Source organism: Streptococcus infantis (genome assembly GCF_047464715.1).
GTDB lineage: Bacteria > Bacillota > Bacilli > Lactobacillales > Streptococcaceae > Streptococcus > Streptococcus infantis_S.
In genome coordinates this window covers 325050-349257 of the sequence record NZ_JASHBJ010000001.1, presented here as the reverse complement: position 1 = coordinate 349257, position 24208 = coordinate 325050, and the positions used below count along the sequence as shown (strand labels likewise).

Below are 24208 nucleotides of genomic sequence, written 5' to 3'. Positions count from 1 at the left end.
AATTCCTTTTAGTCTTCTGCTATGGTCACTTTATCTGCTAAAAATTCAAAGCCTTGAGGAAGTAGGGACTCTTCGGTTTCTTCCTTATTGACTTGTTCTTGAGAACCTTTGGCTCTGCTTGAAAATGCAGCTCGAACTTCCTTCCATTCTTCCATAGAAATAGCAAGAATCTCCGGAGAAAATCCAGCAGCACGACTAAGAATATTCCCAAACATGGTGTTAAGATTGTCTCGTTTCATGGTTTGACCAGCATTGAAATTCGATTCAAAAGCCAAAATCGCATGATGTTCATTAGCAGCAACTGGTTTAGAACCAGCCAAGAGTGCCTTATCTGGACCAGATAAGCTTTCAATGACTTCTCCCCAAGCATTCTGAAGACGGATTAAGTTTTGACGAGCTAAGTCTGGATTTTCTACTGCTTCTTGAAGAATAGACTGCACCTTATTTCGGTCTACACGATAGATTGACTTACTGTTAGTCGGACGACTTGGTGTAGAAACAGTTTGTTTGGGATTAGAACCAACATTGGCAAGAGCTTGTTTCAATCGTATAACTTCTTCTCGAAGAGAAGACAATTCCTCAGCCACCTCACCTGAAAGTTCTGGTTGAGAATCGATTTCTGCTAAACGAATAGTCATCATTTCGGCATAAATTTTAGGTTGTAGGCTAGCCTTAATATCAGCTAGGCTTTTAGTAGCAAGACTAATCATCTCAAACAAGACATCCTGCGGAAGAGCTAAGTTTCTCTCAAACGCATCACTATGATGTGTATTTTCTCCGCCTGCTTGAACAATTAAGATATCACGTAGATATTGCAGCAAATCGACTACAAAACGTGTCATGCTCTTTCCATTCTCAAAAATCAGATCAAGATTTTGAAGGGCTCCCGGTACATCCTTCTGAGCTAAAGCAGCTACGTAATGATCCAAAGCACTTAAACTAATGGTACCAGTGATTTCTTCTGAGACTGCAGTTGTCAATGTAGCTTCTTGGGTTAAGCTTAATGCCTGGTCTAGAATTGACAAGGCATCTCGCATCCCACCTTCAGCTCGTCGAGCAATAATTTCAACAGCTTCTGTTTCGTAATCAATCCCTTCTTTTTCTAAAATCTGAAAGATATGATCTCGAATATCCTGAGTCTTAATGGACTTGAACTCAAATCGTTGAACACGAGACAAAATAGTTGCAGGAATTTTATGAAGCTCAGTCGTTGCCAAAATAAAGACTACATTTGGAGTTGGTTCTTCCAGTGTTTTCAAAAGAGCATTAAAGGCACCAGTCGAAAGCATATGAACCTCATCAATGATATAAACCTTATACTGAGCGATACTTGGAGCATAGGTTGATTTATCACGAATATCACGAATTTCATCAACACCATTATTAGAAGCAGCATCCATTTCGATAACGTCTTCTAAACTTCCATCCGTAACAGCTTGACAGATATAACAGTTATTACAAGGTTCTCCCCCTACTTGATTAGGGCAGTTCATAGCCTTAGCAAAAATCTTAGCCACACTAGTCTTACCAGTTCCACGAGGCCCTGAAAAGAGATAGGCGTGACTAATCTTATCCTGTTCTACAGCCTGTTTAAGAGTTCTAGCAACAACTTCCTGGCCTACTAACTGTGAAAAATTTTGACTTCTATATTTTCGATAAAGCGCCTGATACATTATGCCTTCTCCTCAAACATTGAAAATTTCCATTCTGTCTTATCTAGTAAAATGGACACAAACTCTTCTAAATACTTCTGATCCATTTCATCATAATCATCAATATGAGATGAGTCCAAATCTAATACACCTAGAAGCTGTCCATTTTTTACCATTGGAAGTACGATCTCGCTACGAGCACTACTATCACAAGAAATATAGTTTGGATAAGTCTTGACATCACCAACGATGACTGTTTGACGGCCAGCCGCTGACTCACCGCAAACTCCTTTTCCGAGCGCAATTCTAACACATGAGACTCCACCCTGAAAAGGGCCTAAAATAAGCTCATTTCCGTCATATAAATAGAAACCTGCAAAGACAGTACGAGGAAAGTTCATTTTTAAGAGAGCACTGGCATTTGATAGATTAGCCAACACATTGGTCTCACCTTCTAAAAGACTAGAGAGTTGTTCATTTACAATTTGGTAAATTGATTTTTTTTCGGAATGTAACATAAATCCATTATATCAAAAAATACTAGTTGAAAAAAGAAAAATCCCTTGTTTTACAACAAAGGATTTATAATTAGTTCTGATTGATTAAAGTTCGATGTCTCCGAACAAGTCAGCCATTGAGAATCCTGTTTGAGTTTCAGGAAGTTCAAAGTCACGTTTTTCTTGACGTTTTGGACGACGTGGACGTGGAGCACGTTTTTCTTCGTTTTGTCCTTCTTCTTGAGCTGGACGCTCTTCAAGAGCTTTGATAGAAAGTGATACACGTTCTGCATCAGCATTAACATCAAGAACTTTAACAGTAACTTCTTGACCAACTGTAAGAGCTTCTTTTGGATTTTCAATACGTTTGTGTGAAATTTGTGATACGTGAACAAGTCCATCGATACCTGGCAATACTTCAACAAATGCACCGAAGTCAGTCAAACGTTTAACTGTACCTTCTACAACGTCACCTTTAGCCAATTTTTGCTCAACGCCATCCCATGGTCCAGGTGTTGTTGCTTTAAGTGAAAGTGATACACGTCCTTCTTCTTCGTTAAGGTCAAGGATTTTCACTTCTACTTCTTCACCAACAGTTACAACTGATTTTGGAGAAACGTTACGTTCGTGTGACAATTCAGTCAAGTGAACCAATCCATCAACACCACCAAGGTCGATGAAAGCACCGAAGCTTGTGATACGAGCAACTTTACCAGTTACTACATCACCAGCAGCCAATTTACCGAAAACTTCTGCACGAGCTGCTGCAGTAGCTGCTTCTACAACTTCACGACGTGAAAGGATGAAGCGGTTTTCTTTAGGGTCAACTTCTTTGATTTTAGCTTCAAATTCTTGACCTACAAAACGCTCAGTGTTACGTACGAAACGAGTATCCAACATTGAAGCTGGGATAAATCCACGCAAACCTTCAAATTCTACTGAAAGTCCACCTTTAACAGCGCGAGTTCCTTTAACTGTAACAACTTCTTCTTCGCGTCCTACAAGTTTGTCCCATGCTTTGCGAGCTTCAAGGCGTTTTTTAGATACAAGGTATGTTACTGTATCAGTATCTTTACCAACTACTTGACGAAGTACAAGAACATCAAATACTTCACCTACTTTTACAAAGTCATTGATATCTGCATCGCGATCGTTTGTCAATTCGCGAAGAGTCAAGACACCTTCAACACCAGTTCCAGAGATTGCAACGTTAGCTTGATTAGCATCAACTGTCAATACTTCAGCACTAACAACATCACCAGGTTCAACTTGGCTAACGCTATTTAGCAAATCTTCAAATTCATTCATCTAAAAAATCCTCCAACAATCAAGTCTTTTTAACTTGACATACTTATAATTTTTTTCCTAAGCACCCGCAACGACATGAACATCTCGAACGTCCTTCAATTATAAAAATAAAATACCCTAAGATATTTTTCTTTTTATCTTGAATTTATTACCTAAGAACTGGGGTAGCTGGATTCGAACCAACGCATGAGGGAGTCAAAGTCCCTTGCCTTACCGCTTGGCTATACCCCATTGATGATATGGAGAGAGAGGGATTCGAACCCCCGAACCCGAAGGAGCGGATTTACAGTCCGCCGCGTTTAGCCTCTTCGCTATCTCTCCGACAATCAACGAAAACTATTATATCATGAAAATTTGCAAAAAACAAGCATTATTTTGCTAAATTATAGTTCTCAATCAATATTTCCACAGCTTTTTCAAGATTCTTGTAAAAACTATCGACATTTCCATTCTTTATGATTGCAAATTGGTCATCTAGTTCGGCAATTTCACCGATTAACTTTTTACCAATTGTTAATGTGTAACCAGCGTACTTATCTTTTCCAACTACTACTTTAGCATCTGACAATTGAATCTCAATTTTTTTATCTTTTTTGCTCATACCATACCTCTTTTCACTTTTTCTATTTTACAAGAAATTCCTTAATCTAGCAAGAAAAAACTCTCTATCATGCTTATCTTGACAGAGAGTTTAAGGAATAAAATAGAAAATTTTTTAATTTGAAAATTGAATCATTAGTGAGTCGCCCCTCCGACTAATTTCAAATCTTTATCTTTATGGTCTACGATAGCACCAATAGCAACTTCGATACCTCGGACAATATCTCTTAAGCACATGGATGCAGTATTAGGCTTATTTACCACTTGTTCTGTCATATAGGGGATATGCATAAAACCTGCTCTCATATGTGGAAATTTCTTATCCGCTAAATAGAGAGCCTGATACATCAGATGATTGCAAACAAAAGTTCCTGCTGAATTGGATACTGAAGCTGGTAGCCCTTCTTCTTTTATGGCTTGTACCATTGCTTTGATAGGGAGTGTGCTAAAGTAGGCAGCTTCTCCATCAAGGCGAATTGGAGTGTCAATCGGTTGATTTCCTTGGTTATCTGGAATTCTAGCATCATCTTGGTTGATTGCAACTCTCTCAGGAGTTAAACTCGCTCTTCCTCCTGCTTGTCCGATGCAAAGCACCACATCTGGGTGGTATCGATTTATTTCTGCTTCTAAAACCTCTGCTGATTTATAAAAGACAGTTGGAATCTCTACCCAGCGTATCTCAGCTCCATGAATTACAGACGGTAATGATTTAACTGCTTCTAGAGCTGGATTAACCTGTTCACCACCAAAAGGATCAAATCCTGTAACTAATATTTTCATTTTATTTCCTTTACTAAAATGCCAAAAAGTACATCAGAAATACATGTATGATAATCATGACAGTAGCTACTCCTATTTGCGCTTTGATAACGCCATTTGGATCTTTCATATCCAAAAGGGCCACAGGTAGAGTATTGAAATTGGCAGCCATTGGAGTCAATAAGGTTCCACAACAACCAGCTGTCATTGCCAAGGCAGCAGCTACGATTGGATCAGCTCCCAAGGCAAATACAAAGGGAACACCAATCCCAGCTGTAATGACTGTGAAAGCAGCAAATGCATTCCCCATTATCATGGAAAATAGAACCATCCCAAGGACATAAGCTACCACTCCCATAAAACGACTACCCGAAGGCACTAGACCGCTTATCAAATGCGAAATCAAGTCTCCCACTCCTGCTACGGTAAAAATCGCACCCAAAGCTCCTAAAAGCTGAGGAACAATACCACTGGTTGAAACTTGTTGGACCATTCGATTGTTTTCTGCTAATAAGCTCTTAGGAGAACTCTTGGTAATGAAAAGAAGAGACAGGGTTGCAAAAAATGCTGCAAGGCTGATAGCTATCTTACTAAACTCAGGAATTACTTTTGCTAATACTAAAGCAATCAAAGCCATTAACATGACTGGGATAAAAATTTTATTCTTTAATCGTTTGGCTTCAATATTTGCCTTGACTTCATCCAGAGACGGCAAGGTTCCGATACGAATCTGTTTAAAGAGCGTCAGTAGGGCTAAGAGCACTACAATAGTACCAATCAAGATCGATGGTAAATAGGAACCACCAATAAAACTGATACCCAATAAAGCCCAAAACCCAGCTGTTCCAAAGCGAACTGGGTTTGTTTTATCTCTATAGCTACAATAAGCCGTATGAAGGAATTGACAACCAATCACAATATAGGTCAACTCTAATAACTGTCTTGCTAGATTGGTCATTCTTCTTTCCCTTTACTAAGCTTATTAGTTAGCAGTTTTTTATCAAACAAGTAATTGTAAATCCCTACTACAATAAGGGCAACTCCTGCAATAATAAGTGAAGCCGAAGCGATGCCTGCATAATTACTTTCGTAACCTAATTGGTCCAGAGTGCCCCCAACTAAGAGGACACCACCTGCACCAACGAAAGTATTCTGAGCAAAGAAATTTGCAAAATTATCATTTGCTGCTGCACGCGCTTTTAGCGCTTCGCTTTCCTGCTCTGTTAATTTTCTACCTAATTGTAACTCTGCTGCTGCCTGTCCCATGGGTTGAACCAAGGGTCTCACAAACTGCGGATGTCCTCCGATACGAATGGCAAAGAAGCTGTCAAGTTCCCGAAAAAAGAAATAAACGGTATAAAAACTTCCTACGGTCAGCCCCTTTATCCTTTGAATCAAATCAATCGACCGTTGCTTGAGGCCAAAAGTTTCAGATAAACCTACCAGGGGCAAGGTTACCATAAAAATCGTTAGAACTCGTTGATTGCTAAATTCTTTTCCCAAAATTTCCAAGAACTCAACAAGAGAAACTCCAGAAACTAGAGCTGTAACTAAACTAGCTAAGACTACCGTTGCAATGGTATCTAATTTATAGATAAAACCAATCACAATGATAACTATCCCTATTAGTTTAATCCATTCCATATAGGCCCCTTTTCCAAAATACTAGTCTGGTTTATTTGACATGACTTTCTAGTTCTTTTTGGTATTTATTGTTTGATTCCAATTTCTCTTTTTGCCATTTTTCAAGAGCTGCTTGATATTCTTTAGCCGTAACAATCTCTTTTTGCAATTTCATACCCTTGAAGATGTATGGATCACCCTTAATACCTACTTGTGAGTATGGTTTAGAGAAAGGAACGATGTTGCTGACTACTGGTGAACCACCTGATGAAGCTGTTGGCATCAAGAGAGAACTATCAGTAAGCCATGCTTGCGCTTTGGCATATTTTTCATATCTCTTGTCTAAATCGTTTGTCTCAGAAACAGCATCATCCAAGAGTTTCTTGTATTCGTCCAGACCAAGTTGAGCTACTACTTCCTTGTCTTTACCTTTCGTAATACCAAGGTGTTTCATAGCAGAACCAGTTTTAGGATCCATGATATTTAGATAACTTGCTGGGTCTTGATAGCTTGGAGCCCAACCAGTACTGTTCAAGTCATAGTCTTTTTGAGCAGGAACACGTGCTTGAGATGTAATACTTTCCTTCTCGTTATCAGTCATCTGAAGAACATCGATCACGACATTTTCAGAACCAAGAGTTGACTCGATTGATTGTTTAAAGGAATTGCTTTGTTGAACTGCAATTGTATCTGTTTGCTCAACTGGAACATCCAAGTGAATTGGGAAAGTTACACCTTTTGCTTCCAATTCTTTCTTAGCTTTCTCAAACGAAGCTTTGGCTTTATCAGGATTGTAGATGGTATCTTTTCCGTCTACAAGCTCAACGCCTTTCCATTGGTCGCCGTAGTTAACCAATTCTGCTTGAGCGATGTCACCAAAGTTTTTACCGCCAGATTGTACAAAGTTATCTGGAACTAGACTGTTACGAATAATCTTATCCGCACCATCTTCACCATTGAGCTGTGCAGCATAAGAATGACGGTTGAAGGCAAAGTTGATTGCTTGACGGAAATCCTTGTTCAACATTGCTTCTTTTGTAGAAGTTTTCTGTTCTTCACTTGTTTTTGCTGTCTTATTGTATGATTGACGGTTTACGTTAAAGGTAAAGTAGTAACTAGTTGAATCCTGTGGACTGTATGTAATTTTGTCTCCGTATTGTTCCAAAGTAGAAGCAAAGTTTGAGCTACTTGGGAAGATACGAGCTGTTGTATAAACACCTGAAGAGAAACTACGGATCAATGATTCTTGGTCTGAACCATCATAGTAGGTCAATTTAACTTTCTCAATTTTAACCTTTTCTTTATCCCAATAATTTGGATTCTTTTCGTATTCGATTAACGATTTTGAAGTCAAAGTCTTCAAGATATATGGACCGTTATAAAGGATTCCAGATGGGCTGACTGCTCCGTAGTTCTTACCAGAAGCTTTGAGGAATTCTTCATTTACCGGCAACATGGTCGCTGAAGTCACTTTTGAATTCCAGAAACTTTCAGGTGCATTAAGAGTGTACTGGACTGTATAATCGTCCAACGCCTTAACCCCAACTGTTGAGAAGTCGTTAGTCTCACCAGTCATATATTCATTCAAGCCCTTGATGGAGTTTTGAATAAGAGTGACACCGTCTGATTTGCCATCTGCTACGTGTTTCAACCCAGTAACAAAGTCATGTGCAGTTACTTCAGCGTATTCTTCACCCTCTGAGGTATACCATTTAACTCCTTTACGAAGTTTATAAGTATAAGTCAAACCGTCTTGTGAGACGCTCCAATCCTCAGCTAGAGATGGAACCAAATTTCCATATTCGTCGTTTTCCAACAATCCATCAACAACGTTACCGATGATATCCGTTGTTGAAGTACGAGTTGCAATACTGTAGTCCAAAGATGATGGGTCTACTCCATAGACATAAGAGAAGGTAGTAGGTGCGTCTGCTTCCTTGTCAGCTTTACCACAAGCCACAAGAAGAACTGCTGTACTCAGGACAACTCCTGTTGTTAACATCCACTTTTTCGTTTTCATAAAGATCTCCTATAATAATGTTTAATCTACTTTTACAATCCAGCCTTCTGGTGCTTCAATGTCACCAAATTGGATACCTGTCAATTCATCGTATAGTTTACGAGTCACTGGACCAACCTCTGTTTCACTGTAGAAAACATGGAAATCATCACCGTGTTGGATTCCCCCAATAGGTGAGATTACTGTTGCTGTTCCACAGGCACCTGCTTCTACAAATCGATCAAGGCTGTCAATTGGTACATCTCCCTCAACAGGCTTCAAGCCTAAACGATGCTCTGCCAAGTAAAGCAAAGAATACTTAGTAATCGATGGCAAGATTGATGGACTCAGTGGGGTTACAAACTCATTATCAGCTGTAATTCCAAAGAAGTTTGCTGAGCCTACTTCTTCAATCTTGGTGTGGGTTGAGGGATCTAGATAAATAACATCTGAGAAATGACGGGATTTAGCCATTTTTCCTGGTAAAAGACTAGCGGCATAGTTACCACCGACCTTAGCAGCCCCTGTTCCATTTGGTGCAGCACGGTCATACTCATCTTGAATCAAGAAGTTTGTTGGAACCAATCCACCCTTAAAGTAATTTCCAACTGGCATGGCAAAGATGGTAAAGATATACTCATCTGCTGGTTTTACCCCAATGATATCTCCAACACCAATCAAAAGTGGACGGAGGTAAAGGGTTCCACCAGTTCCATAAGGTGGCACGTATTCTTCATTGGCACGAACAACTGCTTTACATGCTTCTACAAACATTTCTGTTGGAACTTGAGGCATCAAAAGACGATCACAAGTACGTTGCAGACGTTTGGCATTTTCATCTGGACGAAAGAGTTGAATACTGCCATCCTTGGTACGATAGGCTTTTAATCCTTCAAATGCTTGCTGTCCATAGTGAAGACTTGGAGATGATTCTGAAATGTGAAGAGTTGAGTCCTCGGTTAATTCTCCTTGAGTCCATTGTCCATTTTTATAATAAGCGATATAACGATAAGGTAGTTTCATATAGGAAAAACCGAGATTTTCCCAATCGATTGTAACTGTCATCCATTTCTCCTTTATTCTAATCAAGCTTTGTGTTCTATTCTACACTATTCTCCTAAAAATTCAAGTATTATTTGTAATTTTCTGAAAATTTTGCTTATAAAAAATCAGTCACTAGGACTGATTTTTAATCTTCTTTTTCTTCTTTAAAGACTTCTTTGATGTATGCATCAAAAACTTCTTCATCAGAAATAGTATCTGAGATAAAGCTTCCGTTGCTAGTACGTTCTGATAGATTCAAATCTTGCAGGATTGACTCATAAATTGTTCCGTTATTTGATTGAACAACTAGAGTTTGTTCTCCATCCTCTACTTCTGTACTGAAGAGATCTCCGATAAATCCTTGTTCAGAAACCGCACCAGCCACAAATACGCGATGTGGTTTGCTCTTCAATTCTCTCAGAACCTGAAGGCCACGCTTAGCACGACTGGTTGCTGGAATTTCCTCTGTTGAAACACGTTTCAAGCTTCCACGTTGGGTTAACAGATAGAAGGATGAAGTATTGCAGATAAAGGCAGATTGAAGCTCATCATCTGCTTTCAGATTCATAGCTTTGACCCCTGCAGCCTTGGCTCCAACAACTGGAACCTCTTCGATATTAAATCTAAGGGCATAACCATTTTTACTAATCAATAAAACGTCATCAAGCTTGATTGGTGCAACAGCTACAATTTGGTCTCTATCGTCTTTCAACTTAGCGAATTTAACAGATTTAGAACGATAGGTTCTCCATGGAGAGAATTCTTTGCGTTCTACTCGTTTGATTTGTCCAAGGCGAGTCGCTGCAAAGTAGGTCGTCGCATCGTCAAACTGATCCACCACTTCGACGTATAGCACTTCTTCAGTGGTTTCAAAGTTTGTAATCGTTTGGCTCAAGTGCTCCCCGATATCCTTCCAACGAATGTCTGCCAACTCATGGACAGGGCGGTAAATGACATTCCCAAGCGTTGTAAAGATTAAGAGATGCTGAGTAGTTTTGACAGATTGGACGAATAGCAAGCGGTCATCATCCCGTTTACCAATTTCTTCCAGTGTTGAAGCTGCGAAGGAACGAGGGCTAGTACGTTTGATGTAGCCTGCCTTAGTCACGCTGACGTAAGTATCTTCTTCAGCGATAAGACTAGCTGTATCAATCTCAATCACTTTAGCAGTATCTTCTAAACTACTCAAACGTGGTGTAGCAAACTTCTTCTTGACCTCACGAAGCTCTTTTTTCATGAGATTGTACATAGTTCGTTCATCACCGATGATAGCCGCAAGCATCGCAATCTTCTCACGAAGTTCTGCTTCTTCTTCCTGCAAGACAACAACGTCTGTATTCGTTAAACGATAAAGTTGCAAAGTAACGATGGCCTCAGCCTGTTCTTCTGTAAATTCATAGCTGACCTTGAGGTTTTCCTTGGCATCAGCCTTATTTTCAGAAGCACGGATAAGGGCAATAACTTCATCCAGGATAGAGATGACACAAATCAAACCTTCCACGATATGAAGACGTTTTTCAGCCTTTTCCTTATCAAAGCGAGAACGCGCCAAGATAACTTCACGACGGTGGGCAATATAGCTAGATAAGATAGGCACAATTCCAACCTGACGAGGGGTGAAATTGTCAATAGCCACCATGTTGAAGTTGTAGTTGATTTGTAGGTCAGTATACTTGAAAAGGTAATTGAGAACAAGCTCTGTGTTCGCATCTTTCTTAAGTTCAATAGCAATACGAAGACCATCACGGTCAGACTCATCCCGAACCTCAGCGATGCCTGCTACCTTGTTATTGACACGTACTTCATCGATTTTCTTGACTAAGTTAGCTTTATTGATTTCATAAGGAATCTCAGTGATAACGATTTGTTCCTTACCACCTTTTAGCTTCTCAATTTCAGTCTTAGAACGAACAACTACGCGCCCTTTACCAGTTTCATAGGCCTTTTTGATTTCATCACGACCTTGGATAATGGCACCAGTAGGGAAATCTGGCCCAGGCAAGAATTCCATGAGCTTTTCAACCTTAGCAGTCGGGTGATCAATCATATAAACCGTAGCTTCAATAACTTCGGCCAAATTATGCGGTGGAATATCTGTGGCATAACCAGCCGAAATTCCAGTTGAACCATTGACTAAAAGGTTTGGAAAAGCCGCTGGCAAGACAGTTGGCTCTTTTTCAGTATCATCAAAGTTCCAAGCAAAAGGAACTGTCTTTTTCTCGATATCCTGAAGAAGGTAGCCTGCAATCTCAGACAAGCGGGCCTCGGTATAACGCATAGCCGCAGGCGGATCCCCGTCCATAGAACCGTTGTTCCCATGCATTTCAACTAGAATCTCACGGTTTTTCCAGTCCTGAGACATGCGGACCATGGCATCATAGATAGAAGAATCTCCGTGTGGATGGAAATTACCCATGATGTTCCCGACAGACTTGGCTGATTTACGGTAGCTCTTATCAAAAGTATTGCCATCCTTATTCATCGAATAAAGAATACGGCGTTGAACCGGCTTCAATCCATCACGAATGTCTGGCAAAGCCCGGTCTTGAATGATGTATTTGGAGTAGCGCCCAAAGCGCTCTCCCATGATGTCCTCCAAGGACATATTTTGGATATTACTCATATAAGATACAAAGGGACGCTTCGGCTTGCCGAAAATTTCTGTAGAAAAATAGGAAATCGATGCAGGGTTCGTTATACCCAAGAAGATTTGTCTTTTTTCCTAAGAAATTAGTCCCGTGTTCAGTTACCTCTAGTAACCAAACTATCCTTTCTGTAGTTTAAAATACGTTTTAAAAGATACGGCAGGAGTTTTCACACAGTATTTAGGGCGTGTTCAACTCCTTTCAAAGAATATAGAGTAGTTTTTTATAGACGAAAGTGTTCAGTTACTTTATATAACTAAACTATCCTCTCTGTAATTTAAAGTTTTGAATTGTGTTCTTTATTTTCTTAGTGATTTAGAAGTTTTTCCTCAGCATACTTAATCATCTTCTCAGCTACTTCTTTATCGTAGTCAAAGCCCATCTTCTTGGCTAAATCTTGCGCTTCTCTATGAAAGAGACTCATAGTAGCCAATAATGACTGAGTGATTTTCTCTATACTTGAAAAATCAAGGAGAGAAGAGAATTCCTTCTCCTTCTCAGCAGTCAAGTAGCTAAAGAGATACTTGTAGTTTTTACCGATGTCGACTGCTTCTCTATCACTTGCCACCTGCCAAACTAAGATTTTCAAGAGTTCTTGTTGACAAATACCATAAAGATGGTCAATGGCATAGAAGACTTGCTTGCGACAGATTCCTTTAACCACATAGGCGGAAACCCACCAAAATTCATTACAAGCTTTTTCAAAATCAATCGCACTAGCTGGGGTTATCCAGTAACGATCTGGACTTGGAGAATAGGTCTCAAACAAGCCCTTAGTGTCCTCTAGCACCGTGAAATCCGCTTCGCTTTCTACCCACTCTTGAATGTGGTCTTTGGGGCAGAGGGTTAAATCAATCCGATTGCCATCTTCAAATAGCATGAGATAGAGACGACGGTTGCCTAGGATGTTATGTTGCTCAATGATACGTGTGCCAAACTGGTCCAACCAAGCAAGGTCACTCGTCAAATTATCTAAGTCGTCCACGACATAAACAACATCATAGTCTTGAAATTCGTCTTTTGGAGCTTGTGAATTTGTCCGCGAACCGGACATGGCGACAGCATCGACTTGTAACTTTTTAGCTGTTTCTAAAATTAGTTCAAGTATTTCCTGGTCAGTTCTCATGTGGTTCTTCCTCAGTGGTCTCTAGGTTCTGAATAACAGCATCTTCATTTCTTTGCTGAAGAAGCTTCTGAACTCTTTTTCTTTCAAGCTCTCCGACTATAAATTGAATGATAGAACTAATTCCAAAAAAAGGTAGCAGCAACATAATTCCCATTTCTTCCGTCAGCATTAAAAATAGGAAATTAATAACTGAAAATATTTCTAAAAACCAAGCATTTAGCCTAAGAAGTTTTGAGTAACTACTAGGATAATGTTTGAGATGTTTATTGCTCTTATAAATAGCTGTGAATCCAAAAGCTAAGCTAGCTGGTGTGAAAATAAAAATGTCAAAAGTATAGAATAGCAAACCTGCATAAGGATTGGATCTAAAAGGATTATCAAATAAAAAGACACAGGCGGTTACTATAGCTAATAGTAAGAATTCAAGAAAGCGAATTTTCTCAGGTTTTCCTTGTTTAGCTGTTATAAACATAACTGCACCTATAGCTAAAACTATCGCAAGAAAAGGAGTATGATACAATAAACTTATCATGATGTACACCTCTTTTAAAGAGCTAAGATTAAGAAATATAGACGATTTTTCAGATCAATCCTTGAGACTGACGCCATTTATCATAATTTTCGATATCAATGCTGACCATATTCATACAAAGTCCTAGAACAGCCATATCATCCAAGTAGCCTGCTAACGGAATAAAATCTGGAATAATGTCAATTGGGGAAAGGAAATAAATAAGTGCGCTTAAAACAGCTAAAATAGTCCCATAAGGAACCGTTGTGTATTTCCCTTGAACATAATTTTTCACTAAAGAAATCATGACTGGGATCATTGTAAATTTCTTACCAACCAATGGCATCTCTTTAATTTTTTGCTCCAAACGGTACAAAAAATCATCTAATTCATCTTTATCGTTTAATAAGGCCTCAGATTGCGCATAGCCACTTTCAAGAGCTTCTTTTACTTGTTCTTCGTTAATATTGTTAGACATTTTTATTTCTCCATTAGATTTTCTATATTAATTTTATAGTTTTTAAAACACAGTCGCTTCTTCCAATGTAAACTTAACATTATCCTCAATCCATTTACGGCGTGGTTCGACCTTATCACCCATTAAGACATTGACACGACGTTCTGCGCGTGCTAAGTCTTCAATCGTAACACGAATGAGAGTTCGAGTTTCTGGATTCATGGTTGTCTCCCAGAGTTGGTCCGCATTCATCTCACCAAGACCCTTGTAGCGTTGGAGAGTAGCTCCTTTGCCAAACTGCTTACGGAGTTCTTCCAGTTCACCATCCGTCCAAGCGTAAGCCACTTCTTCTTTCTTTCCTTTACCTTTGGACATCTTATAAAGAGGCGGAAGGGCGATATAGACATGTCCTGCCTCGACTAGTGGACGCATGTAGCGATAAAAGAAGGTTAAGAGAAGGGTTTGAATGTGGGCACCATCGGTGTCCGCATCAGTCATGATAATGATCTTGTCATAGTTAGCATCTTCAAGGGAGAAATCTGCCCCAACACCAGCACCGATGGTATAAATCATGGTATTGATCTCTTCGTTTTTGAGGATATCTGCCATCTTGGCCTTGGCTGTATTGATGACCTTACCACGAAGAGGCAAAATAGCCTGGAACTTGCGGTCACGTCCTTGTTTGGCAGATCCACCGGCAGAGTCCCCCTCGACCAGGTAGAGTTCATTCTTAGCTGGATTTTTAGACTGGGCTGGCGTTAATTTACCAGAAAGTAAGCCCTTGTCTTTTTTATTCTTTTTACCATTTCGGCTCTCATCACGCGCCTTACGAGCCGCTTCACGGGCATCACGCGCCTTGATAGCTTTACGAATCAGATTTGAAGCTAATTCTCCATTTTCCATAAGGAAGAAAGTCAGTTTTTCAGCAACAATACTATCAACGATTGGACGAGCTAGTGGACTTCCTAGTTTGTCCTTAGTCTGTCCTTCAAATTGCAAATGTTCTTCAGGAACCAAGATAGAAAGAACGGCCGCCAATCCTTCACGGTAATCTGAACCTTCAAGATTTTTATCTTTTTCTTTGAGAAGACCCGTCTTACGTGCATAGTCATTCATAACCTTGGTAATGGCTGACTTAAGTCCTGTCTCATGCGTCCCACCGTCTTTGGTACGGACGTTATTGACAAAGGATAAGATGTTATCTGAAAATCCATCATTGTACTGGAGGGCTACTTCTACTTGGAAACCATTGTCTTCCCCTTCAAAGTATAGAACTGGCGTCAAGGTTTCCTTGTCTTCGTTAAGATAAGAAACAAAGTCCTGTACCCCATTCTCATAATGAAACTCGATTGCTTCATCTGTTCGCTTGTCCGTTAATGACAAGGTTACATTCTTCAATAGAAAGGCTGACTCATTGAGACGCTCTGAAATAGTATTGTACTTAAAGTCTGTCGTAGAAAAGATACTGGCATCTGGCATGAAGGTCACTTTGGTACCTGTCTTAGACTTAGGTGCAGTCCCAACCTTTTCTAGAGTTGTAACTGGCTTGCCTCCATTTTCAAAACGCTGTCTATAAACTGCTCCATCACGAGTAATTTCTACCTCTAACCAACTAGAGAGGGCATTGACGACAGAAGATCCAACCCCGTGGAGACCTCCTGATGTCTTATAACCACCCTGACCGAATTTTCCTCCGGCGTGAAGGATGGTAAAGATAACCTCAACCGTTGGAATTCCCATAGCGTGCATTCCAGTCGGCATTCCACGTCCGTGGTCTTGAACCGTTAAACTTCCGTCTTTATTGATTGTCACATCGATCCGATCACCAAATCCAGACAAGGCCTCATCGACAGCATTATCGACGATTTCCCAGACAAGGTGGTGGAGACCAGCACCGTCAGTCGATCCGATATACATCCCTGGACGTTTACGGACCGCATCCAACCCTTCTAGCACCTGAATGGCGTCATCATTATAATTGTTAATATTGATTTCCTTTTTTGACACAAGGAACCTCCTATTTGTTCATCTTTACTATTTTACAGGTTTTCTAGCGATTTTGCAAAGTTTTTCTAATTGAGCAGATCTACACTCAATTGTTTATTCCTCAAAAAAAGAAACCAAGATAAAAATCTTAGTTTTCTTTTCCTTTAATTTGGTTTGTAGCCACATCTTCACCAAACCATTTCTTGCTTATTTCTTGGAATTTACCTTCTTGATAGAGTTCCACAAAAGCTTTATTCAAATTTGCTAACAAGGTCTTATCAGCTGGTCTCACACCAACTGCAAAAGACTCACTCTCAAAACCAGCAGGAAAAATCTCATACTGATCTAAAATTCTTTCAGTTTCAAGATAATAATTGGCGTAAACACGGTCAATTAAAAGAGCATCAATCCGATCATTTTGCAAGTCAATCAAGGCTTCGTTAAAACTCTGATATTGGTTGGCTTTTTGGTCTTTTACGATATTTTTTAAGAGTTCTGGTTGGGCTTCAAAATCTATATAACCAGAAGATCCTGCCTGGGCACCCAAAACCTTGCCTGTCATATCAGACACTGATTGTATATTCTGAGATTTCTTAGAGACTAGAACCTGCTGATTCTCCATGTAAGGAATGGTAAAAGCAACCTTCTCACGGCGTTCATCAGTCGCTGAATATCCATTCCAGATAGCATCAATGGTGCCGTTTTGAAGTTCGGTTTCCTTCATGTCCCAATCAATGGGTTGAAACTGTACCTTGAAACCAAGTTTCTCAGAAACAGCCTGTGCTAAGTCAATATCAAATCCGACATATTGGCCATTCTTTTCTTCAAAGCCCATGGGAACAAAGGTATTGTCAAACCCGATGGTAATTGTACCCTGTTCTTGGTATTTGTCCCAATTATCGATTTTGGGATCACTAGCTTTTTGTGTGCATCCTACCAGGAAAAAAGCCAGAAAGAATACCAAAACAAGGCTGATTTTCTTTCGATTCATAGATACCTCCTACTTAGGCTCTACTTTGAGAATCTGGTCAGCAATATTCTCTGCAAACTGGAGATCGTGAGTAACGACAATCTGAGTCATGCCTAATTCTCGATTCTGTAGAATCAGTTTTTCAACCTCAAGACGCAACTCAGGGTCAAGGGCTGAAGTTGGTTCGTCATACCCAATCACTTCGGGATCTATCATCATAGCGCGTGCTAAGGCAACCCGTTGCTTTTGACCACCAGATAATGAGTATGGATAGGCATCTGCATGAGCTTCGAGTCCTAGACGAGTTAATAAGTCGACCGCCTTCTTCTTGGCATCTGCTTCAGACATTCCCATAGTTTTGATGGGTGACAAAATCAAGTTCTCCATAACGGATAAGTGAGGAAAAAGCTGAAAATCTTGAAACACAAAACCTAACAAGTGGCGCTTTTCAAGTTCATCCAAAGGTAAGGATTCTCCATTATAAAAAATCTCACCTGAATCAATGGTTTCAAGTCCAGCCAACATTCTGAGCAAGGTAGTCTTCCCACCACCAGAAGGTCCAACAATAGCCAAAATCTGCTTTTCAGGAATTGTTAAACTGAAATTGGATAAAATTTCTTTTTTTCCAAATTTTTTGCTGATATTTTTTAACTCTAACATGGATAACCTCCTATCTATAGTAGCTAAACTTTTTCTCAAGTTTCTTAGCTATAATCGTAACAATACCAATCATGAGAAGATAGATAGCTCCTGCTAAAAACATTGGAATCAAACTCGCATCACGATTGGCTGCAGTACGACTAGCTAGGATTAAATCTGAAATACCGAGTGCATAGACCAAAGAAGTATCTTTAACCAAACTCATAACCTCGTTAAATACACTTGGTAAAACAATCTTGGTTACTTGTGGCAAGATAATATAGCGGACGGTATCGATAGGTTTGAATTTCAAAACCTTAGCTGCTTCATATTGTCCTTGAGGAATGGTTGCAATCCCTCCACGGAATATTTCCGCAAAGTAGGCTGCATAATTAAGCGTAAAGGCAATAATCGCTGCTGGTACCCGATCAAGTCGAACCCCGATACTTGGCAAAACATAATAGATAAAGATTAACTGCAAGAGCAAGGGTGTCCCACGCATCACCCAGATATAAACATCAATCATGTAATGGAGGGGTTTCCAATGGACCTGTAAGCAAAAGGCAACCAAAATACCTAAAGGAATTGAAAAGAGTAAGACCAGTGAAAATACTTGTAAAGTCATTGTCGCACCGCTCAATAAACTAGGTAATATCTCAAATAAGTAAGACATATTCCACCTCCTAAAAATGATTGTTCCTATTATAGCATAAATAAACACAAAATCAAGTTTTTCAGAAATTTTCATGAATTTTTATAACTTTAGCTTTTATTTTTGAATAAAAATGGTACTCATGATAAACTTATCAACTTTAATAAAGTATCAGATGTCACAGCTAGTAAACAGATTCAGTTTCGTTTCTCTCCTATTTCATGGTATAATAGGAGCATGATGACAATAGTATTATTAATTTTAGCTTATTTATTGGGTTCAATTCCTTCAGGCTTGTGGATTGGACAAATATTCTTTAACATCAATCTAAGAGAACATGGATCTGGGAATACTGGAACGACCAATACCTTCCGAATCTTAGGCAAAAAAGCTGGAATGGTAACCTTTGTAATTGACTTCTTTAAAGGTACTTTGGCCACTCTACTTCCACTAATCTTCCATGTGCAGGGAGTTTCACCAATCGTCTTTGGGCTTTTAGCAGTCATTGGCCACACCTTCCCTATCTTTGCAAAATTCAAGGGTGGTAAGGCTGTTGCAACCAGTGCTGGAGTTATTTTTGGTTTTGCTCCTCTCTTTTGCCTTTACCTTGCAGTCATTTTCTTTGGAATCCTATATCTGGGAAGTATGATCTCCCTCTCTAGTATTTCAGCTGCTATTGCTGCAATTATTGGAGTCCTTCTGTTTCCTCTCTTTGGATTTATTTTAACTAGTTATGACCTACTTTTTACTGTGATTATTATTGGTCTTGCAAGTCTAGTAATTGTACGCCACAAGGACAATATCAAACGTATACAAAATAAAACAGAAAATCTCATTCCTTGGGGACTTAACCTAACGCACCAAGAACCAAAAAAATAAAACGTCAGTTGAAACTGACGTTTTTTATGTTATTTAGACTTGATATAGTTGATACCATCTGCCTTCGGCGCAACAGCTTTACCAAAGAAGGCTGCTAGGACGACAATGGTCAAGAGATATGGTGCGATTTGCAAGTAAACGGCTGGTACTCCTTGCAAGAAAGGAAGCTGAGAACCGATAACTGCCAAACTTTGTGATAGCCCAAAGAAAAGACTTGAAAGCATAGCACCAACAGGATTCCATTTACCAAAGATCATGGCTGCAAGAGCGATAAATCCAGGTCCTACGATAGTTGTAACTGAGAAGTTGACGGAGATTGACTGAGCGTAAATAGCTCCACCGATTCCTCCAAGGAAGCCTGAAATCACAACTCCAAGATATCTCATCTTGTAAACATTGATACCCAAAGTATCTGCTGCTTGTGGGTGTTCACCAACTGAACGAAGGCGCAGTCCAAAGCGAGTCTTAAAGAGGATAAACCAAGCTAGGAATGAGAAAGCAATTGCAATATAACCAAGTAAACTTGTTGACTTGAAGAAGATATCTCCGATAACAGGGATATTAGCCAAAAGAGGGAAATCAAAACGCCCAAAAGTTTGCGTTAAGTTGTCCGTTTGGCCCTTGTTATAAAGAACCTTTACCAAGAAGACTGCCAAGGCTGGCGCCATCAAGTTAAGTACGGTACCACTGACAACATGGTCAGCACGGAAATGAACTGTAGCCACCGCGTGAATGAGCGAGAAAATAGCTCCGACCAATCCACCAACTAGAAGAGCAAACCAAGGAGTCGCTGCTCCTAAATCTTGTGCAAATTCAAGGTTAAAAACAACTCCAGAAAAGGCACCCATGACCATGATTCCTTCAAGACCAACGTTAACAACCCCACCACGTTCGGAGAAAACTCCTCCGATACTTGTGAAAATAAGTGGTGCTGAGTATATCAACATTGAAGAAACCATAAGGGTTAACATTGTTGTAATCGACATCCTTATTTACCTCCTTTAAGTTGTTTTCTTGGTTTGACAAAGCGTTCGATGATGTAGTGAACGCTGACAAAGAAGATAATTGAGGCTGTAACGATACTTACAAGCTCAGATGGTACTTGTGCAGCATTCATACCAGGGGCTCCAACTTGAAGAACACTGAAAAGGAAGGCTGCAAATAGAATTCCAACTGGTGAGTTTGAAGCAAGTAGACTCACCGCCATACCATTAAATCCAACTGCCAATGATGAACCTTGAACGTAGACGTTTTGGAAGGTACCAAGTCCTTCTACTGCTCCACCAAGTCCTGCAAGGGCACCAGAAATAATCATTGATAGAATAATGGTGCGTTTGGCTGAAATACCTGCGTATTCAGAAGCATTTGGATTGAGACCAACTGCACGGATTTCAAAACCAAGAGTTGTTTTCTTAAGCATGAACCAGATAACTGCAACTGCTATGATAGCAAAGAAAATCCCAATATTCATACGAGAGTTTCCTGTTAACTCAGCAAGCCATGGTGTTTGATATGTTGCATTTGCACTAACACGAATGGATGAGTCAGTACTTTGCATGATTTCTTTAGGGAAGTGGTGGATAAAGGCATTTCCCACATAAAGAACTATGTAGTTCATCATAATTGTTACGATAACCTCAGATGTCCCAAGGTAGGCTCTTAAGATACCAGGAATAGCACCAACGATTCCTCCAGCAACTAAGGCAATGACAATCGTTGCAAAAATCAACAAGGGACGTGGCAAATCTGGATAAGAAAGAGCGAACCAACCACTCATAACCCAACCAGCGAGCGCTTGTCCTGGAAGACCAACGTTAAAGAAGCCAGCACGACTTGCAACTGCAAATCCTAGAGCAATCAAAACTAATGGCCCCATAGCACGGAAGATCTCACCAATCCCACGAACACTACCAAATGCTGTGTAGAACAACTCCTCATATCCCCAAATAGCATCGTAGCCAAAAATCCACATGACGATGGCTCCGAGTAAAATCCCTAAAATAACAGAAATCAAGGGAACAGAAATTTGTTGTAATTTTTTAGACATCACTCTTCTCCTTTTCCAATTCACCACCAGCCATCAAGACACCAAGCTCTTGCTTGTTGGTTGTTTCTGGTGTAACAATTCCTTGAATCTTACCATCATGGATAACAGCAATTCTATCAGAGACATTTAGAATCTCATCTAGTTCAAAGCTGACAACAAGGACAGCTTTCCCATTATCACGTTCTTGAATCAAGCGTTTGTGAATGTACTCAATGGCACCGACGTCCAAACCACGAGTTGGTTGGCTGACGATGAGGAGATCAGGATTTCGATCAACTTCCCGAGCAATGATAGCTTTTTGTTGGTTCCCCCCTGAAAGAGCTGAAGCTGGTACAATCTCGCTAGCGGCACGAACATCGAACTCCTGCATTAATTTTTTCGCATAGTTAATGATGTTGGAATAATTTAAAATTCCCTTCTTACTAAGCGGTTCTTTGTAGTAAGTTTGAAGGGCAATGTTTTCAGAAATCATCATTTCCAAAACCAAACCATCACGGTGGCGATCTTCAGGAACGTGACCAACACTCATTTCTGTGATTTGGCGAGGGTGTAAACCTACAATGGATTGACCTTTCAATTCCACACTACCAGACTCAATTTTACGAAGACCTGTGATTGCTTGAATTAATTCTGACTGACCATTACCATCAATCCCAGCAATCCCGACAATCTCACCAGCTCGAACATCGAGTGAGAGATTTTTAACAGCAGGGACACCACGGTTTTCGTTTACTACTAGGTCTTTAATAGACAGAACAACTTCTTTTGGTTGAGCTTCCTGTTTCTCAGTTTTAAAGGAAACAGAACGTCCTACCATCATCTCAGCTAAGTCAGCGTTAGTCGCACCAGCAATCTCGACTGTTTCGATAGATTTACCACGACGGATAACTGTAACACGGTCAGATACAGCACGAATCTCATCCAACTTATGGGTAATCAAGATAATGGATTTGCCTTCTTTGACCAAGTTCTTCATGATAGCCATCAATTCATCAATTTCTGACGGCGTTAATACGGCAGTAGGTTCGTCAAAGATGAGAATATCAGCACCACGATAAAGTGTCTTCAGGATTTCAACACGTTGTTGAGCACCGACAGAGATATCTGCTACTTTGGCAGACGGATCTACCGCTAATCCATAGCGTTCAGATAATTCATTAATTTCTCGGGTTGCCCGAGCAATATCTAGGACACCATTTTTGGTTAATTCGCTTCCTAAAATGATATTTTCAGCGACTGTAAATGCCTCTACCAACATAAAGTGCTGGTGAACCATTCCAATTCCTAGGCTAGCGGCTTTTGATGGCGAGTCTAGTTTCACAGCTTGACCGTTGACCACAATTTCACCACTAGTTGGTTCTAGAAGCCCTGCCAGCATATTCATAAGAGTGGACTTCCCAGCTCCATTTTCTCCTAAAAGTGCATGAATTTCACCTTTGCGCAGTTCGAGGTTAATCTTGTCGTTAGCGACAAATTCGCCAAAAACCTTGGTAATTTCACGCATCTCAATGACATTTTCGTGTGCCATGTGCTCTTCCTTTCAGAATTTTATTTTGTTTCAATAAAACCTACTAAAGAAACTTAGCAAGCTCTATTGAGACAAAATAATCTGTCTCAATTCTTAAAGAAGCGACCCTAGGTCGCTTCCCAAGAAATGACTTCCTTCAATTATTTTTCAGGAACTTTTACGCTACCATCAAGGATTTTAGCTTTTGCATCTTCAACAGCTTTTTTACCTTCTTCAGAAAGGTTTGTCACTGCCAAGTCAACACCTTTATCCTTCAATGAGTAAACGATAACTTGACCACCAGGGAATTCCCCTTTTTCAGCTTTGTTGGCAAGGTCTTTTACAGCTGTACCAACTTGTTTCAAAGTAGAAGCAAGTACAAAGTTAGCTTCTTTACCATCTTTAGAAGTATATTTACCTTCATCTACTTGGTCACGGTCTACACCGATAACCCAAACTTTTTCGTCTTCATTTTTGCTTTCATTCAAAGATTTAGCTTCTGAGAAAACACCTGCACCAGTACCACCAGCTGCTTGGTAGATAACGTCTGCACCTGCAGCGTATTGAGCTGCAGCGATTGTTTTACCTTTAGCAGCATCACCAAATGAACCAGCGTAGTCTACTTGAACTTTGATAGATGGGTCAACTGACTCAACACCAGCTTTGAAACCAGCTGCGAAACGAGAAATAACTTCAGATTCCATACCACCTACAAAACCAACTTGTTTTGTCTTAGTAGTTTTAGCTGCGGCAACACCTGCAAGGTAAGCTGCTTCATTGTCAGCAAAAGTAGCACTTACAACATTTTTTTGATCTTTAATGACATCATCAATCAGAACATAGTTTAAGTCTGTATGTTCTTTAGCAGCATCAGCAACTGCATTTTTAAGCGCAAAACCAATACCATAAATTAAGTTGTAGTTTCCAGCTGCTTGTTGCAAGTTGTTTGCGTAGTCAGCTTCACTTGTTGATTGGAAGTAAGTGTAACCATTGTCTTTTGAAAGGTTGTGTTCTTTACCCCAAGCTTGAAGACCTTCCCAAGCTGATTGGTTAAATGATTTATCATCAACACCACCAGTATCTGTAACGATAGCTGCTTTAGTCTTCACATCAGAAGAAGATGAAGCCGCGTTACGAGAAGAGCGATTACCACATGCAGCAAGTCCAAATGCTGCTACTGCAACTAGACCAAGGCCTAGCCATTGTTTCTTGTTCATTACTGAACCTCCTAAATAAGATGCGCAACTAAGTTGCAAGTATAGATAAATAGGTCACTAGGACCCTTGCCACTCAGAGAGTGACACAGA

General features: G+C 39.9%; 21 protein-coding genes, 2 tRNA genes and 1 pseudogene. 1 reads left to right on the top strand and 23 read right to left on the bottom strand.

Annotation, left to right across the window (positions count from 1 at the left end):
• Nucleotides 1-8: 8 nt before the first annotated feature.
• From dnaX to QM419_RS01650, 19 genes and pseudogenes are all read right to left on the bottom strand, one after another.
• Nucleotides 9-1673 (bottom strand): DNA polymerase III subunit gamma/tau, encoded by a 1665-nt coding sequence (gene dnaX, locus QM419_RS01740; protein ID WP_414277685.1) that lies wholly within the window; start codon nucleotides 1671-1673, stop codon nucleotides 9-11.
• Nucleotides 1673-2170, bottom strand: a complete 498-nt coding sequence (locus QM419_RS01735; RefSeq protein WP_254724081.1) for a GAF domain-containing protein — start codon at nucleotides 2168-2170, stop codon at nucleotides 1673-1675. Before QM419_RS01735 ends, dnaX begins: the two co-directional genes overlap by 1 nt.
• 84 nt (nucleotides 2171-2254) lie before the next feature.
• Nucleotides 2255-3457 carry a 30S ribosomal protein S1 gene (gene rpsA / locus QM419_RS01730; protein ID WP_004253232.1) on the bottom strand — a complete coding sequence of 401 codons (1203 nt, stop codon included), beginning with the start codon at nucleotides 3455-3457 and terminating at the stop codon, nucleotides 2255-2257.
• Between the two features lie 159 nt (nucleotides 3458-3616).
• Nucleotides 3617-3688, bottom strand: a tRNA-Gln gene (locus QM419_RS01725).
• Between the two features lie 9 nt (nucleotides 3689-3697).
• Nucleotides 3698-3778, bottom strand: a tRNA-Tyr gene (locus tag QM419_RS01720).
• 49 nt (nucleotides 3779-3827) lie between these two features.
• Nucleotides 3828-4058, bottom strand: a complete 231-nt coding sequence (locus tag QM419_RS01715; RefSeq protein ID WP_006153263.1) for a DUF2969 domain-containing protein — start codon at nucleotides 4056-4058, stop codon at nucleotides 3828-3830.
• 134 nt (nucleotides 4059-4192) lie between these two features.
• Nucleotides 4193-4837, bottom strand: coding sequence for a pyroglutamyl-peptidase I (pcp, locus tag QM419_RS01710; protein WP_414277684.1), 645 nt, complete (start codon nucleotides 4835-4837; stop codon nucleotides 4193-4195).
• 13 nt (nucleotides 4838-4850) lie between these two features.
• The gene (locus QM419_RS01705; protein ID WP_414277683.1) at nucleotides 4851-5774 is read right to left on the bottom strand and encodes a DUF979 domain-containing protein; all 924 of its coding nucleotides are present in this window, start codon (nucleotides 5772-5774) and stop codon (nucleotides 4851-4853) included.
• Nucleotides 5771-6460, bottom strand: a complete 690-nt coding sequence (locus QM419_RS01700) for a 5-oxoproline transporter, DUF969 family subunit (RefSeq protein ID WP_254729802.1) — start codon at nucleotides 6458-6460, stop codon at nucleotides 5771-5773. The genes QM419_RS01705 and QM419_RS01700 overlap by 4 nt, the downstream gene beginning before the upstream one ends.
• 31 nt (nucleotides 6461-6491) lie before the next feature.
• Nucleotides 6492-8459: a peptide ABC transporter substrate-binding protein gene (locus QM419_RS01695; RefSeq protein ID WP_414277682.1), complete on the bottom strand. Its 1968-nt coding sequence runs from the start codon at nucleotides 8457-8459 to the stop codon at nucleotides 6492-6494.
• Nucleotides 8460-8480: 21 nt separating this feature from the next.
• Entirely contained in the window at nucleotides 8481-9503 is a 1023-nt protein-coding gene (locus QM419_RS01690; protein WP_414277681.1) for a branched-chain amino acid aminotransferase, read from the bottom strand.
• A gap of 124 nt (nucleotides 9504-9627) precedes the next feature.
• Entirely contained in the window at nucleotides 9628-12105 is a 2478-nt protein-coding gene (gene parC, locus QM419_RS01685) for a DNA topoisomerase IV subunit A (RefSeq protein ID WP_414277680.1), read from the bottom strand.
• A gap of 329 nt (nucleotides 12106-12434) precedes the next feature.
• Entirely contained in the window at nucleotides 12435-13253 is an 819-nt protein-coding gene (locus QM419_RS01680; RefSeq protein ID WP_414277679.1) for an aminoglycoside 6-adenylyltransferase, read from the bottom strand.
• Nucleotides 13243-13785, bottom strand: a complete 543-nt coding sequence (locus QM419_RS01675) for a hypothetical protein (RefSeq protein ID WP_414277678.1) — start codon at nucleotides 13783-13785, stop codon at nucleotides 13243-13245. The genes QM419_RS01680 and QM419_RS01675 overlap by 11 nt, the downstream gene beginning before the upstream one ends.
• A 118-nt stretch (nucleotides 13786-13903) precedes the next feature.
• Nucleotides 13904-14002, bottom strand: a pseudogene (locus tag QM419_RS01670) (YkvA family protein); the annotation flags it as partial.
• Between the two features lie 282 nt (nucleotides 14003-14284).
• Nucleotides 14285-16228, bottom strand: coding sequence for a DNA topoisomerase IV subunit B (gene parE / locus QM419_RS01665; protein WP_254724071.1), 1944 nt, complete (start codon nucleotides 16226-16228; stop codon nucleotides 14285-14287).
• Nucleotides 16229-16355: 127 nt separating this feature from the next.
• Complete coding sequence (locus QM419_RS01660; RefSeq protein ID WP_414277677.1) at nucleotides 16356-17198, bottom strand: amino acid ABC transporter substrate-binding protein; 843 nt, start codon at nucleotides 17196-17198, stop codon at nucleotides 16356-16358.
• A gap of 9 nt (nucleotides 17199-17207) precedes the next feature.
• The gene (locus tag QM419_RS01655) at nucleotides 17208-17837 is read right to left on the bottom strand and encodes an amino acid ABC transporter ATP-binding protein (protein WP_049549627.1); all 630 of its coding nucleotides are present in this window, start codon (nucleotides 17835-17837) and stop codon (nucleotides 17208-17210) included.
• 10 nt (nucleotides 17838-17847) lie between these two features.
• Nucleotides 17848-18489: an amino acid ABC transporter permease gene (locus QM419_RS01650; RefSeq protein WP_195183304.1), complete on the bottom strand. Its 642-nt coding sequence runs from the start codon at nucleotides 18487-18489 to the stop codon at nucleotides 17848-17850.
• A gap of 216 nt (nucleotides 18490-18705) precedes the next feature.
• Here QM419_RS01650 and plsY point away from each other — a divergent pair, with 216 nt between their 5' ends.
• Entirely contained in the window at nucleotides 18706-19347 is a 642-nt protein-coding gene (gene plsY, locus QM419_RS01645; protein ID WP_195183303.1) for a glycerol-3-phosphate 1-O-acyltransferase PlsY, read from the top strand.
• A gap of 29 nt (nucleotides 19348-19376) precedes the next feature.
• On the opposite strand, the gene QM419_RS01640 is transcribed toward plsY, so the two are convergent.
• The 4 genes from QM419_RS01640 to QM419_RS01625 form a co-directional block, all read right to left on the bottom strand.
• Entirely contained in the window at nucleotides 19377-20333 is a 957-nt protein-coding gene (locus tag QM419_RS01640) for an ABC transporter permease (RefSeq protein ID WP_414277676.1), read from the bottom strand.
• A 2-nt stretch (nucleotides 20334-20335) separates the two neighbouring features.
• Nucleotides 20336-21394 carry an ABC transporter permease gene (locus QM419_RS01635; protein ID WP_414277675.1) on the bottom strand — a complete coding sequence of 353 codons (1059 nt, stop codon included), beginning with the start codon at nucleotides 21392-21394 and terminating at the stop codon, nucleotides 20336-20338.
• A complete protein-coding gene (locus tag QM419_RS01630; RefSeq protein ID WP_414277674.1) occupies nucleotides 21387-22922 on the bottom strand; it encodes an ABC transporter ATP-binding protein in 1536 nt (511 codons plus the stop codon). Before QM419_RS01630 ends, QM419_RS01635 begins: the two co-directional genes overlap by 8 nt.
• Nucleotides 22923-23062: 140 nt before the next feature.
• Nucleotides 23063-24118, bottom strand: coding sequence for a BMP family lipoprotein (locus tag QM419_RS01625; protein WP_414277673.1), 1056 nt, complete (start codon nucleotides 24116-24118; stop codon nucleotides 23063-23065).
• Nucleotides 24119-24208 lie beyond the last annotated feature (90 nt).